Consider the following 13,669-nt stretch of genomic DNA (forward strand, 5'->3'; position numbering starts at 1 on the left):
AACGCGGTTCTCGACCACCTGGGAACATCGGTCGGACGAGCTTCCAGCGCATATAGGGGTGAAGCTCGGCGGAACCAGGGCGCCGCCGAGCTTCATCCAAGGGGCCTAGCCCCGACGCCACCAGCCGCGCTTGGGCTTCTCGGGCGGCGTCAGGATCTCGGCCGGGTCGGGTTCGACCGCGACCGGGGCGGGGGCCGGCTCCGCCGCGGCGACCGCGACGGGTTCCGGTTCGGCGACCGGCTCGGGCGCGGCCTCGACCACGACCGGAGCCGCGACCTCGACGTCAGCCGCGACCAGGGGCGCGTCTTCGACCGTCTCGACGACGGCCGCTTCGGCCGGGGCCTCGACAGCCTCGGCGGCGTCGGCCTTGCGGCCGCGACCTCGCGGACGACGCGCCTTCTTGGGCGCCTCCTCCTGCGGGGGCAGCTCCACCCAGACGTCGGCCGGCGGGCCTTCGATCACGGGCGGCGGCAGCGGCGCGGCTTCCAGCTCGGCGACGTCGACGCGCGGGGCGGGGCCCCGCTCGGCGCGCGGGGCGTCCGAGACCTCGGTGCGTTCGCCACGGTCGCGACCGCGGCCACGACGGCCGCCGCGCTCACCGCGTTCGCTGCGCTCGGCGCGTTCGGGACGCTCGGCGCGCTCGGCGCGCTCGGCCACGGGGGCTTCCGCCCGTTCCGGACGCTCGGCGCGTTCAGCCCGTTCGGGACGCGCGCCACGACCGTCCAGTTCGGCCGGATCGTGCCAGACGAACGCGTTCTCGCCGAACGGCACCCGCGGACGGGTCCAGGCGAAGACGTCGGCCGGACGATCGCCGTCCTCGCGACCGCCGCGACGGCCGCCGCGACGACCCCGACGGCGACGGCGACGACGCGATTCCTCGTCCTCGCCCTCGATGTCGCCTTCGGCGCGATCGACGCCCTCGGCGTCGTCCTCGTCGTCGCCGGCCGCTTCGGCCTGGCCTTCTTCACGATCGTCGCGACGACCGCCGCGACGGCGGCGCTTGCGGCCCCGACGGCCGCCTTCGTCGTCGGACGTCTCGGCGCGGGCCGGACGGGCGGCGCGGGGCGCGTCGTCGTCTTCGCTCTCGTCTTCGTCCTCGGAGACGATGTCATCGTCTTCGTCTTCCTCCTCGTCCTCGAACGCCTCGTCGTCGTAGTCGGGCTCGGGCTCGATGGGCGCGAAGATCTGCGGGGCAGGGCGCTCGCCCAGCTCCGTACGGTCGATGTCGTGCTCGGCCTGGTGCAGGCTGTCGTCGACCAGGACCGTGACGAACAGGGCGTGGGTCTGCTGCAGGCGCAGCAGATAGGCGCGCTTTTCGTTGAGGATGTAGATGCCGACCGGCCGGCTGACCTTCAGGGTGACGGCGCCGCCGCCCTTCAGGGCCTCGACCTCGACCGCGCGCAGGGCGGCCAGGGCGCTGGACTCGACCGAGCGCACGCGGCCGGTGCCGTCGCAGTGTTCGCAGACATGGGTGGTCCCTTCCAGCACGCCGGTGCGGCGGCGCTGGCGGCTGATCTCCATCAGGCCAAACCCGCTGATCTTGCCCATCTGGATGCGGGCGCGATCGTCCTTCAGGGCGTCCTTGAGGACCTTCTCGACGGTGCGGTTGTTCTTGGCCTCATCCATGTCGATGAAGTCGATGACGATCAGGCCGGCCAGGTCGCGCAGGCGCAGCTGGCGCGCGGCTTCCTCGGCGGCTTCGACGTTCGTCTTCAGCGCGGTGGCCTCGATGTTGCGCTCGCGCGTGGCCTTGCCCGAGTTGACGTCGATGGCGACCAGGGCCTCGGTCTGGTTGATCACCAGATAGCCGCCGGACTTCAGCGGCACGACCGGCGAATAGATCTGGGCCAGATGGTCCTCGATCTTGTTCTTCACGAACAGCGGCGCGGGCTCGCGGTACGGGAAGACCTTCTTGGCCTGGCTCGGCATCAGCATGCGCATGAAGTCGCGCGCTTCCTTGTAGCCGGCCTCGCCCTCGACCCAGATGCCCTCCAGGTCCTTGTCGTACATGTCGCGGATGGCGCGTTTGACGAGGTCTTCCTCCTCGTAGATCAGCGCCGGGGCGATCGAGTGCAGCGTGTTGTCGCGGATGTTTTCCCACAGACGCAGCAGGTACTCGTAGTCGCGCTTGATCTCGGCCTTGGTGCGCTTGGCGCCGGCCGTGCGGACGATCAGGCCCATGCCCTGCGGCACGTCCAGGCCCTGGACGACGCTCTTCAGGCGCTTGCGGTCGGTGACCGTGGTGATCTTGCGGCTGATGCCGCCGCCACGGGCGGTGTTGGGCATCAGGACGCCGTACCGGCCGGCCAGCGACAGGTAGGTGGTCAGGGCCGCGCCCTTGTTGCCGCGCTCTTCCTTGACGACCTGGACCAGCATGATCTGCCGGCGGCGGATCACTTCCTGGATCTTGTACTTGCGCATCAGGCGGCGCTTGCGGCGCGCCAGTTCTTCCTCGACGGCGTCTTCCTCGTCGTCGACCGCGTCGCCGTCCTCGTCCTCGCGGGCGTGGTGGTGATCGTCCTCGTCGTCGCCGGAATCGTCGCGCATCAACGCTTCGCGGTCGGCGACCGGGATCTGGTAGTAATCCGGGTGGATTTCGTTGAAGGCCAGGAAGCCGTGGCGGTTGCCGCCGTACTCGATGAACGCAGCCTGCAGGCTGGGCTCAACGCGGGTCACCTTGGCGAGATAGATATTTCCGCGGAGTTGCTTGCGGGTCTGGCTCTCGAAATCGAACTCTTCAACGCGGGCGCCATCCACGACCACCACACGCGTCTCTTCTGCGTGGGCGGCGTCGATCAACATCTTCTTCGACATAAAAGGTATCTCCACGGCGCGCGGCGGACGCTAGGTCCGGGCGCCGATATGATTGAAAGGCGCGCACGTCACCGCCCGTCGCCCCGCCGAAGCGGTTGCGGAAGGTCGGTCGCCAAAGGCGGTCGGGTGCGGCGCAGCCCATAAGGTTTCTGTGTTCCTTAAACGCGCCGGAGGCGCGGATCGGATGGAGCGTCGACGCCGGGGGCGGCTTAAGGGCCCGACGCGGGCCCTGCGGGACGATCCATGCGAAGGCTTCGCGCCTCACGCTGGTAATCGAACCCAAACTCGTTCAGTCCGGCGGTTCCGGCCATGAATGCGAATTGCATCCTCAAAGAATGCAGCCGCGTCCGTGAGATAGGAACCGCTCACGCTTTCCGCCATGACGATCACGGCGCTCAGCGCGCGGACCATAGTGTAGCAACATCGCGCCGCAAAAGAAAAGCGCTCGACTGCACGCCCCTGCGCGGCCATGTCGCGTGCGAGGTTAACGCTTTCTCTACCGTAAAATGCGCATATCAGTTTTTCGGTTTAAGTTGAGCGCCTGGGGGCGACGGTAGGCATGAGCAGGGTTCTGATCTCGGCGGCGAGGACAGGATGGGCGCGGGCGGCGATGATCGTCGGCGGCCTGGCCCTGGCTGGCGTCGCCGTGGCCATGGCCCAGGGCCCTGCGCCAGCCGCCGGCGTGCAGAAGGTCCGCTTCGGCGGCGACCGCAACGAAACCCGCATCGTCATCGACCTGGACCGCGCCGCCACCGGCAAGCTGCTGGCCGACGGGGCCGGCGACCGCCGCGTGGTGATCGGCCTGCCCAACGTCACGACCGGCGGCGACCTGCAGGGGACCGGCCAGGGGCTGGTCGAGCGCTGGGCGATCGACGAGGCCGCCGGCGGCGCCCGCCTGCGCCTGGACCTGAAGGCCAACGCCGAGGTCCGCCGGCGATTCCTGCTGCCGCCGGGCGACGGCGCCTCGGCCTACCGCTATGTCATCGACCTGAAATCCACGGACGCGCCGGGCGCCGCCCAGGCCCCGGTCCTGAAGCCGACCCTGGTCTCGGCCCCGGTGAAGGCTTCGGCCCTGCGCTTGAAGAAGGTCATCGTCATCGACGCCGGTCACGGCGGCAAGGACCCGGGCTCGTCGGGCGCCAACACCGCCGAGAAGGACGTCACCCTGGCCGCCGCCAAGGCGCTGAAGGCCAAGCTGGAGAAGTCGGGCCGCTACACCGTGGTCATGACCCGCCAGTCCGACACCTTCGTGCCGCTGGAAAGCCGCGTGCAGATCGCCCGCCGGGCCGACGCCGACCTGTTCATCTCGCTGCACGCCGATTCGGGTCCCGACGCCGCGACCCGCGGCGCCAGCGTCTACACCCTGTCGGAAAAGGGCACCGAGCGCGTGGCGCGGGTGCTCGAGAAGGACGACTGGCTGATGAAGGCCAATCTGCCGGGCCGCGATCGCGCGGTCAGCCAGATCCTGCTGGACCTGTCGCAGCGCGCCACCAAGAACCGCTCGGCCGCCTTCGCAGAAACCCTGCTGCAGTCGGTGGGCGAGGAGACGACCCTGCTGCGCCGCAGCCACCGCGACGCCGGTTTCATCGTGCTGCTGGCCCCGGACGTGCCCGCCGTGCTGCTGGAAATGGGCTTCATCACCAATCTCGACGACGAACAGCTGCTGAAGACCCCGGCCGGTCGCGACCGGCTGATGGACGCCGTCGCCGGCTCGATCGAATCCTATTTCGCCACCCAGACCCGCCTGGCCGCCCGCTAGGGCAGAAGGACTTCGGCTCGCTAGCCTGGCGAGAGCCGTTGGCGCCTTGCGCGATGCGCGCTAGAGCGATCAGGGGGAAGACGCGTCGGACGTGCCGGATCCCTGCGACGGCGAAACCGCTTACCTTTTTGCCGATCGCGCTCTAGAGGATTCGAACGGAGCGGGCGAAAGTGCGTCGCCCGACGGAGGCTGCGTGGATCTGAAGCCCAGAGAACGATGGATCGCCATCGCCGGTGTCGCGGTGTTGTCCGCGATCGCCGTGGCGGGCTTCACCATCGCCATCTACGCCGCCTGGCTGTTCCACGACATGCCCGACGCGGGCGAGCTGCAGGATTATCGTCCGCCCACCGCCACGCGCGTCTACGCCTGGGACGGCACCCTAATCGGCGAGTACAGCAAGGAACGCCGGATCTTCGTCCCGTACGACCAGATCCCGCCCCAGCTGGCCCAGGCCTTCCTGGCGGCCGAGGATCACAACTTCTTCAAGCACGGCGGCGTCGACGTCGGCGGCTTCTCGCGCGCCATGCTCAACAACATCGGCAACGCCGCGCGGGGCCGGCGCCTGGAAGGCGGCTCGACGATCACCCAGCAGGTGGCCAAGAACGTCCTGCTGACCAGCGACGCCACGGTCGGGCGCAAGTTCAAGGAAGCGATCCTGGCCCACCGGCTGGAGCAGTCGCTGTCCAAGCAGCAGATCCTCGAGCTCTATCTGAACGAAATCTGGCTGGGCTACCGCTCTTACGGGGTGGGCGCGGCGGCCTACAACTATTTCGGCAAGTCGCTACCTGAGCTGAGCCTGGCCGAATGCGCCTATCTGGCCGCCTTGCCGAAGGGGCCGGACAACTACCATCCGATCCGCAACAAGGCGAAGGCCAAGGCCCGCCGCGACTGGATCCTGGGCCAGATGGCCGAACAGGGCTGGATCAGCCAGGCCGACGCCCGCAAGGCGATGGCCGAGGACCTGATCGTCCAGGCCGCCCCCAGCCGCGCCAAGTACCGCGACGCCGACTATTTCGTCGAGGAGGTGCGCCAGCGCGGCGTCGCCACCCTCGGCCCCCGCCTGAACGAGGGCGGCTACTACATGCGCACCACCCTGGACCCCAGGCTGCAGACCGCGGCCCGGGTGGCGCTGATGGAAGGCCTCGAGAAGTACGACCGCCGCCACGGCTGGCGCGGCGCCTGGGGCCATGTCGACGCCCTGGACGCCGCCCAGGATGGAAGTTGGGAGAAGCAGGCGCTGAAGAAAGCCCCGCCGTCGGAGCGCCGCGGCTGGCGCCCGGCCATCGTCACCTCGGCCTCGGGCGGCGTCCGCTTGGCCAAGGGGGAAGGCGAGGGGGCCATCGCCGGCGAGGACATGGCCTGGGCCAACGCCACCAAGGGCCTGAAGGTCGGCGACCTGGTGTTCGTCGAGAAGTCCGACAGCTCGCCGAACTACCGCCTGCGCCAGACCCCGATCGTCAACGGCGCCCTGGTGGCGATGGAGCCCTATACCGGCCGCGTCGTGGCCCTGGTCGGCGGCTACAGCTTCTCGCTGTCGAACTTCAACCGCGCCACCCAGGCGATGCGCCAGCCCGGCTCGGCCTTCAAGCCGTTCGTCTACGCCACGGCCCTGGAGAACGGCTATACGCCGGCCAGCGTGGTGGTCGACGCCGCCATCACCCTGAAAGGGGCCAACGGCGAGGACTGGAGCCCGGAGAACTATCACAAGAAGTTCTATGGGGCCCTGCCGCTGCGCAAGGGGCTGGAGCAGTCGATCAACGCCATGACCGTGCGCCTGGCCCAGAGCGTCGGCATGAAGAAGATCGTCGAGACCGCCAAGAAGACCGGCGTGACCCACGACATGGCCCCGGTGCTGGCCATGGCCCTGGGCGCGGGCGAGACCACGCCCTTCAAGCTGACCACGGCCTACACCGCGTTCGTCAACGGCGGCCGCCGGGTCGACCCGCACCTGATAGAGCTGGTGCAGGACCGCGAGGGCAAGGTGATCTTCCGCGCCGACAAGCGCGACTGCGTCCGCTGCAACGCCGGCTTCAACGGCGACGAGAGCCCCCGCATCCCGGCGCTGGGCGAGCAGGTCATGGACCCGATTACCGCCTACCAGATCACCTCGATGCTGCAGGGCGTGGTCCAGCGCGGCACCGCGGCCCAGGCCAGCTCGCTGGGCTATCCGCTGGCGGGCAAGACCGGCACAACCAACGAATACCGCAGCGCCTGGTTCATGGGCTATTCGCCCAACCTGGTGGTCGGCGTGTTCATCGGCTTCGACGACAACCGCTCGCTGGGCGAGGGCGAAACGGGCGCGACCGGCCCGGTGCCGATCTTCATGGACTTCATGCGCGAGGCCCTGAAGGGCCAGCCCAAGACCGAGTTCAAGGCGCCCAAGAACGCCAAGTTCGCCATGGTCCGGGGCATCCGCGAGGCCTTCCGCCCCGGCACCGAGCCCAAGGTCGTGGCGCCGACCGAGAGCACCGGCCCGCAGCCCTATGACGAGGCCTGGCCCGGCGGCCAGATCGGCCCGAACACGACCCAGGGTCCGACCAAGCCGCCCACCCAGGCGCCGGACATCAGCGGCCTCTACTGATCGACGGCCGATCACCCCCCAATCTTTTGGGGAGTCATTGCGCCGACTCCGGGCGCGGGCTATGTCCCGCGCCCTTCAACACTGTCACGGAGCTACGTGATGAGACCGGATGTCGAGGCCGCCGCGGCCGACATCGAGCAGTCCGTGGGACTGCTCAGGAGGCGTCTTTGACTGGGATGTCGCCCTTAGAAAGCTCGATGAGCTGAACGCCCGGGTCGAGGACCCGACCCTCTGGGACCGCCCGTCGGAAGCCCAGGCCGTCTCCCGCGAACGCGCCAGCCTGGCCGCCCGCGTCGAGGCCGTGCAGAGCATCGAACGCGACGTCAAGGACGCCGTCGACTACGCCGAACTGGCCGACATGGAAGGCGACGAAGCCTCCCTGGAGGACGCCCGCGCCCAGCTGAAGGCCATCAAGGAACGCGCCGCCCGCGCCGAACTCGAGGCCCTGCTGTCGGGCGAGGCCGACGGCAACGACGCCTATATCGAGATCAACTCCGGGGCCGGCGGCACCGAGTCGTGCGACTGGGCCGGCATCCTGCTGCGGATGTACACCCGCTGGGCCAACGCCCACGGCATGACCACGGAGCTGATCGAAGAGACCGACGGCGACCAGGCCGGGATCAAGTCCGCGACCCTGCTGGTCAAGGGCCCCAACGCCTATGGCTGGCTGAAGACCGAGGCCGGGGTGCACCGCCTGGTGCGCATCAGCCCCTACGACAGCAGCGCCCGGCGCCACACCTCGTTCGCCTCGGCCTGGGTCTATCCGGTCGTGGACGACACGATCGAGATCGAGATCAACCCGGCCGACGTGCGCACCGACACCTACCGGGCCTCCGGGGCCGGCGGTCAGCACATCAACAAGACGGACTCGGCCGTGCGCCTGACGCACATCCCGACCGGCATCGCCGTGGCCTGCCAGGCCGGCCGTTCGCAGCACCAGAACCGCGAGGAGGCCTGGAAGATGCTGCGCGCCCGGCTCTACGAGGCCGAGTTGCAGAAGCGGGAAGCCGCCCAGCAGGCGCTGGAGGACCAGAAGACCGACATCGGCTGGGGTCACCAGATCCGCAGCTACGTCCTGCAGCCCTACCAGATGGTCAAGGACCTGCGGACCAACGTCGAGACCTCCGACACCCAGGGCGTGCTGGACGGCGACCTGGACGCCTTCATGGGCGCTTCCCTGGCCCAGCGGGTCGGGGCGACGCGGGACGCCTCGGCCTAGGGCCGGCGCGGTCCTCGAAAAAGCAAAACGCCCCGGAGCGATCCGGGGCGTTTCTGTTTTAGCCGGCCGGCTTGGCCAGGGCGGGCGTCGGCGCCGGCTGCGGCGCGGGGGCCGGCTGCGGCGGCGCGGCCGGACGCTGGAACTTCAGGCTGCGGCCCTGGAAGAAGGCCCCGGTCTCCATCGCCAACTGCTCGTGGGTGATGTCGCCGTCGATGTAGGAGGTGCCGTAGAGGCGCACCTGCTTGGCGGTGATCGCCCCGACGATGCGTCCGCGCACCTCGACCGCCTCGGCGTAGACCGAGCCCTCGATGTGGCCGGTTTCGCCGATCGTCAGCCGACCGACGCGCACGTCGCCACGGACCACGCCGTCGATCTGCAGCTCGCCGTCGCCGGTGATGCCGCCCTCGATGGTGATGTCGGGCGAAATCAGCGACGCCACCTTTGGCGGCGCCTTGCGGGCGGTTTCGGGAACGGGCGCCATGGACATCGGCAGCGGCTCGATGCGGGCCGGTCCCTTGGGCGCCTTAGCTTGCTTGCTGAACATACTCACCAGCCTTCAAGAAACGGTTCGGGTTCTGGGCCCGCCCGTTGACCCATACTTCGTAGTGCAGATGCGGACCGGTCGAACGGCCGGTCGAGCCCATGGCCGCGATGCGCTGGCCGATCGCCACGCGCTGGCCGACCCGGACCGAAGCGGCCTGCAGGTGGGCGTAGCGGGTCTTGAAGCCGTTGCCGTGGTCGATCTCGACGACGTTGCCGTAGCCCGAGCGGACGCCGACGAACGAGATCACGCCCGGGGCGGTGGCCATGATCGGCGTGTAGAACGAGCCGGGGAAATCCAGGCCCGAATGGAAGGCCGGGCGATGGGTGAACGGGTCGAAGCGGACGCCGTAGCTGCTGCTCAGCGCCGGATTGTTGGTCGGGCGGTAGAAGGGCAGCTTCTGCGAGGCGGCGCTCAGCTGGCGCATGTCCGACATGTCGGTGGCGGCGTGCTGGATCCGGCCGGCGAATTCCTCGTCGACGTCGAGCACGGCGGCCAGGGCGCGGGGGTCCTTGGCCTCGATCAGCGGGCCGCCCAGCGAAGAGCCGCCGCGACCGGTGAACGAACCGGCGTCGAGGCCGGCCATCCGCATGGCCAGGCGCAGGCGCTCGGCCCGGCTCTTGGCGAAGGTCTCGGCGGCGTCGATCAGGCGCTCCTGATCCATCCGCGTGGCCTGGATGCGCTCGACCGGCGAGGCGCCCAGCGTATGGGGCTTGGAAATCTGCAGGGCCTGGACCGCGCCGGGCACGCCCTTGAAGTCGCTGAGCAGGAGGGCGAGGGCGGCGTGGCGCTTCTCGACCGAGCTGGCCAGCTCGTCCAGCGAACCGCTGCTGGCCGACAGCTGGGCCACGGCGCTGTTCAGGCGGGCCTGACGGTCGGCGTTGAGGCGCTCGTAATAGGCCTTCTGCTTGATGACCATCTGGTCGGTCGAGCTGACCGACAGGGCGTTGACCATCATGGCGGCCGTGCACACGCCCATCCACAGCGCCGCCGCGGCGACGCCCGTGGCGCACATCAGTTGCTTGCCGGTGGAGAAAACGTAGCCGCGCATCTCGCCGCCGGAGCGCACATACAGGTGGCGCTCGGGGAACAGCTCTTCCAGGGATTGTCGCAGTCGCTTGAAGCGCGTGATCGCCATCGCCCTAGGAAACCCCCGTTTTCAAGGTCCCGGCGATATGCAACGAGAAAGCGGAAACGCGCAAGATACTTCGCGCCCGACGTGAACGCAGGGCGACGTTTTGCTTAAACAATTCAACCGATAAAAGGTTCCGCGACCGATTGCCACCGTTCGGGGGCTTTTAGTGTTGCGATAACCGCACGCCTGAGGCCGGCGCGCCACACCGCTACTTCAGGGCTTTGGCGGCCGTCAGCACCGCCTTGATGTGGTTGGGCACCTTCACCTTGCGCCAGACGTTGCGGACCACGCCCTCGCGGTCGATCAGGAAGGTCGAGCGGTCGATGCCCATGTACTTGCGACCGTACATGCTCTTCTCGACCCAGGCGCCGTAGGCCTCGACGATCTCGCCGGTGGAATCGGCCGCCAGTTCGACGGTCAGGTCGTGCTTCTTGCGGAACTTGGCGTGCGAGGCGACGCTGTCCTTGGACACCCCGACGATCACCGCGCCCAGCTTGGCGAATTCCTCGACCTCGGACGAGAACTGCAGGGCCTCGGAGGTGCAGCCGGCCGTGTCGTCCTTCGGATAGAAGTAGAGCACGACGTTCTTGCCCTTCAGGCCCGAAAGGCTGACGCGGCCGGTGTCGGTGGCCAGGTCGAAGTCGGGGGCCTTGTCGCCGGGTTCCAGCATCGTGCTCTTCCTCAAGTCACTCGCAACGGGTCGAAGGGCCCGGACGAGTCTCGGACCCGTCCGGGCATACGATACCTAAACGGGCTTCACCAACACGATCTTCTTCTTGCCGGCCGCCAGCTTGACGACGCCGTCGACCAGGTCGGCCTCGGTGACCACGCGGTTGGCGTCGGGCTCGGCCTTGTCGTTGACCTTGACCCCGCCGCCCTGGGCCAGGCGACGGGCCTCGCCGCGCGAGGCGGCCAGGCCGGCGTCGGCGAACAGGTTGGCCAGGACGATCCCGGCCTTCAGGTCCGCGGCGGGAACCTCGAAGGTCGGCAGGTCGGCCGACAGCGCGCCTTGCTCGAACGCCTTCTCGGCGGCGTCGCGCGCCTTGCGGGCCTCGTCCTCGCCGTGGGCCATCCGGGTGGCCTCGTCGGCCAACACCTTCTTGGCGTCGTTGATCTGGGCGCCCGGCAGGGCTTCCAGCTCGGCGATGCGGTCCAGGGGCAGGTCGGTGAACAGCTTCAGGAACCGGCCGACGTCGGCGTCTTCCGTGTTCCGCCAGAACTGCCAGTAGTCGTAGGGGCTCAGCTGCTCGGCGTTCAGCCACACCGCGCCCGACATGGTCTTGCCCATCTTGGCGCCCGAGGCCGTGGCCAGCAGCGGCGTGGTCAGGCCGAAGGCGGCCTTCTGGTCGACCCGGCGCGTCAGCTCCACGCCGTTGAGGATGTTGCCCCACTGATCCGAGCCGCCCATCTGCAGCACGCAGCCATGGGCGCGGTTCAGCTCCAGGAAGTCGACCGCCTGCATCAGCATGTAGTTGAACTCGAGGAAGGTCATCGGCTGCTCGCGCTCGAGCCGCAGCTTGACCGAGTCGAAGGCCAGCATCCGGTTGACCGTGAAGTGCACGCCGTAGTCGCGCAGGAACTGCACGTAGCCGAACTTGCTGAGCCACGCGTCGTTGTCGACCATGATGGCGTCGGTCGGGCCGTCGCCGAAGGTCAGGAACTTGGCGAACACCTGCTTGATGCCGGCGATGTTGGCCGCGATGTCGGCGTCGCTCAGCAGCTTGCGGCTCTCGTCCTTGCCGGTGGGGTCGCCGACCTTGGTCGTGCCGCCGCCCATCAGGACGATCGGCTTGTGGCCGGCCTGCTGCAGGCGGCGCAGCATCATGATCTGGATCAGCGAACCGACGTGCAGCGAAGGGGCGGTGGCGTCGAAGCCGATGTAGGCGGTGACGATCCCGCCGGCGGCCGCCGCGTCCAGTTCCTCCGGATGGGTGATCTGGTGGATGTAGCCGCGCGCCTGCAGGGTCTGGAGGAATTCCGACTTGAAGGCGGCGGGGGCGGCGGACATGGCTCGACTCTCTGAATTGGACGTATTCGAAGACAACGGGGGGCCGTCTAGCACGGCGGGATCGGGTTGTGAGGACTTCATTTGGGGTCTCCGGGAGGGGCCGGAGCGCATGATCGATCTTGGACGACCCCGGCGAGGCGGGGTGGCGGCGACGTGCTTCGTCGGCCTCCCGCTATGGCAGCGGGCGGTAATACGGACGAGGCATGACGCGGGCGTCGATCATGGGGCCTAGCTACCCGGCGCGGGCCGTGGCAGTCAACCAGACCATGCGTATCCTGGGATTCATGACCGGCACCTCGCTCGACGCGGTCGACATGGCGGTGCTCGAGACCGACGGCGTCGAGATCCAGGCCTTCGGGCCGTGCGGCGAGCGGAAACTGCGCGAGGCGACCCGCGACCTCCTGCTGGTGGCCACGGAGGTGGCGCGGGGCTGGCCGCGCGACAAGCCCGCGCCCGACATCTTCGCCGAGGCGGCCCAGGCCGTGGCCGACGAGCATTTCCACGCCGCCGAGAGCTTCCTGGCCGAGCACGGCCTGGCCTGGTCCGAATTCGACCTGCTGGGCGTGCACGGCCAGACGGTGCTGCACGAGCGGCCGCATCCGGGCCGGATCGGCCGGACGGTGCAGTTGCTGGACGCCGAGCGTCTGGCCCGCGCCTGCGGGCGGCCGGTGGCCTTCGACTTCCGCACGGCCGACGTGGCGGCGGGCGGGCAGGGGGCGCCGCTGGCCCCGATCTATCACGCGGCCCGGGCCCGGGCCTCGGGCCTGCCGGCGCCGGTGGCGGCCCTGAACATCGGCGGGGTGGCCAACATCACCCTGATCGGTCCCGACGACGACCTGCTGGCCTTCGACACCGGGCCGGGCAACGGCATGATCGACCTGATGCTGCAGGCGCGCGGCCTGGGGCGGTTCGACGAGAACGGCCGGCTGGCGGCGGCGGGCGTCGTCGACGAGGCGGTGCTGAAGACCTTCCTGGCCAGCGACTATTTCTCCGGCCCGGCCCCCAAGTCTCTGGACCGCTATGATTTCCCGCTCGACCTGGTCGATCCTCTGTCCTCCGAGGACGCCGCCGCCACCCTGGTGGCCTTCACCGCCGAGGCGGTCGTCAAGGCGTTCGAGCACGGCCAGCGCCCCGACGCCCTGATCGTCTGCGGCGGCGGCCGTCACAATCCGCAGATCATGAAGGCCCTGACCGAACGGGCGCCGGTCCCGGTCAAGACCGCCGAAGCCGTCGGCTGGCGCGGCGACGCCATCGAGGCCGAGGCCTTCGCCTACCTGGCCGCCCGCACGGCGCGCGGGCTGCCGATCAGCTTCCCCGGAACCACCGGCGTGGCCGCGCCGATGACGGGCGGCAGGATCGTCGAGCCTTAGCAGGTCCTGTTCCTCCGATGCGGTCAGCACTTGCCCCCTACGGACCGCTTCGCGGTCGTCTTCCCCCGCAGGGGAAGAGCCTCGCGCAGGCGGCTCCGCCCCCTACGGGGGCGGACAGGCGGCGAAGCCGCCAGGTGGGGGCAAGGGGGTGAGCCACGGCTTTTCAGACTCACGCGATCTCTCGCTGAAGGTATGGAAAGGGCTGCGGAGCGCCGGACATCGTCCGGAGTTTGAAAAAGAAT

General features: G+C 69.1%; 10 protein-coding genes. 4 read left to right on the forward strand and 6 right to left on the reverse strand.

Annotated elements, in window-relative coordinates:
• Positions 1–105 precede the first annotated feature (105 nt).
• A complete protein-coding gene (locus WAE60_RS23440; RefSeq protein ID WP_337689122.1) occupies positions 106–2,814 on the reverse strand; it encodes an Rne/Rng family ribonuclease in 2,709 nt (902 codons plus the stop codon).
• Between the two features lie 559 nt (positions 2,815–3,373).
• Between WAE60_RS23440 and WAE60_RS23445 the strand changes: the two genes are divergently transcribed.
• The 3 genes from WAE60_RS23445 (at position 3,374) to prfB (ending at position 8,373) form a co-directional block, all read left to right on the forward strand.
• Complete coding sequence (locus tag WAE60_RS23445) at positions 3,374–4,573, forward strand: N-acetylmuramoyl-L-alanine amidase (protein WP_337689123.1); 1,200 nt, start codon at positions 3,374–3,376, stop codon at positions 4,571–4,573.
• A 193-nt stretch (positions 4,574–4,766) separates the two neighbouring features.
• On the forward strand, positions 4,767–7,154 hold the full coding sequence (locus WAE60_RS23450; RefSeq protein ID WP_337689124.1) for a penicillin-binding protein 1A: 2,388 nt from the start codon (positions 4,767–4,769) through the stop codon (positions 7,152–7,154).
• A 99-nt stretch (positions 7,155–7,253) separates the two neighbouring features.
• Positions 7,254–8,373, forward strand: a protein-coding gene (prfB, locus tag WAE60_RS23455; protein ID WP_156035887.1) for a peptide chain release factor 2 whose coding sequence is annotated in 2 segments (ribosomal slippage) — positions 7,254–7,322 and positions 7,324–8,373 — 1,119 coding nt in all. Because the reading frame shifts where the segments join, the coding sequence is not laid out codon by codon here.
• A 58-nt stretch (positions 8,374–8,431) separates the two neighbouring features.
• On the opposite strand, the gene WAE60_RS23460 is transcribed toward prfB, so the two are convergent.
• The 5 genes from WAE60_RS23460 to WAE60_RS23480 all read right to left on the reverse strand — a co-directional run bounded on the left by WAE60_RS23460 (position 8,432) and on the right by WAE60_RS23480 (position 12,280).
• Positions 8,432–8,917 carry a polymer-forming cytoskeletal protein gene (locus WAE60_RS23460; RefSeq protein ID WP_029917303.1) on the reverse strand — a complete coding sequence of 162 codons (486 nt, stop codon included), beginning with the start codon at positions 8,915–8,917 and terminating at the stop codon, positions 8,432–8,434.
• Entirely contained in the window at positions 8,898–10,052 is a 1,155-nt protein-coding gene (locus WAE60_RS23465; protein WP_029917302.1) for a peptidoglycan DD-metalloendopeptidase family protein, read from the reverse strand. Before WAE60_RS23465 ends, WAE60_RS23460 begins: the two co-directional genes overlap by 20 nt.
• A 205-nt stretch (positions 10,053–10,257) precedes the next feature.
• Positions 10,258–10,719, reverse strand: coding sequence for a peroxiredoxin (locus tag WAE60_RS23470; RefSeq protein WP_029917301.1), 462 nt, complete (start codon positions 10,717–10,719; stop codon positions 10,258–10,260).
• A gap of 75 nt (positions 10,720–10,794) precedes the next feature.
• Positions 10,795–12,138 carry a tyrosine--tRNA ligase gene (gene tyrS / locus WAE60_RS23475; protein WP_337689125.1) on the reverse strand — a complete coding sequence of 448 codons (1,344 nt, stop codon included), beginning with the start codon at positions 12,136–12,138 and terminating at the stop codon, positions 10,795–10,797.
• A gap of 91 nt (positions 12,139–12,229) precedes the next feature.
• Positions 12,230–12,280 carry a hypothetical protein gene (locus WAE60_RS23480; protein ID WP_197026763.1) on the reverse strand — a complete coding sequence of 17 codons (51 nt, stop codon included), beginning with the start codon at positions 12,278–12,280 and terminating at the stop codon, positions 12,230–12,232.
• A gap of 43 nt (positions 12,281–12,323) precedes the next feature.
• Between WAE60_RS23480 and WAE60_RS23485 the strand changes: the two genes are divergently transcribed.
• Positions 12,324–13,427, forward strand: a complete 1,104-nt coding sequence (locus WAE60_RS23485; protein WP_337689126.1) for an anhydro-N-acetylmuramic acid kinase — start codon at positions 12,324–12,326, stop codon at positions 13,425–13,427.
• Positions 13,428–13,669: the final 242 nt, after the last annotated feature.

The organism is Caulobacter sp. CCG-8 (assembly GCF_037402475.1).
In the GTDB taxonomy this organism is placed as follows: Bacteria; Pseudomonadota; Alphaproteobacteria; order Caulobacterales; family Caulobacteraceae; genus Caulobacter.

What these genes read in the sequence shown, in the direction of transcription:
- WAE60_RS23445 (WP_337689123.1), top strand. Translation starts at nt 3,374, where the DNA reads ATGAGCAGGGTTCTGATCTCGGCGGCGAGGACAGGATGGGCGCGGGCG.
- WAE60_RS23485 (WP_337689126.1), top strand. Translation starts at nt 12,324, where the DNA reads ATGCGTATCCTGGGATTCATGACCGGCACCTCGCTCGACGCGGTCGAC.
- WAE60_RS23470 (WP_029917301.1), bottom strand. Translation starts at nt 10,719, where the DNA reads ATGCTGGAACCCGGCGACAAGGCCCCCGACTTCGACCTGGCCACCGAC.
- WAE60_RS23440 (WP_337689122.1), bottom strand. Translation starts at nt 2,814, where the DNA reads ATGTCGAAGAAGATGTTGATCGACGCCGCCCACGCAGAAGAGACGCGT.
- WAE60_RS23460 (WP_029917303.1), bottom strand. Translation starts at nt 8,917, where the DNA reads ATGTTCAGCAAGCAAGCTAAGGCGCCCAAGGGACCGGCCCGCATCGAG.
- WAE60_RS23465 (WP_029917302.1), bottom strand. Translation starts at nt 10,052, where the DNA reads ATGGCGATCACGCGCTTCAAGCGACTGCGACAATCCCTGGAAGAGCTG.
- tyrS (WP_337689125.1), bottom strand. Translation starts at nt 12,138, where the DNA reads ATGAAGTCCTCACAACCCGATCCCGCCGTGCTAGACGGCCCCCCGTTG.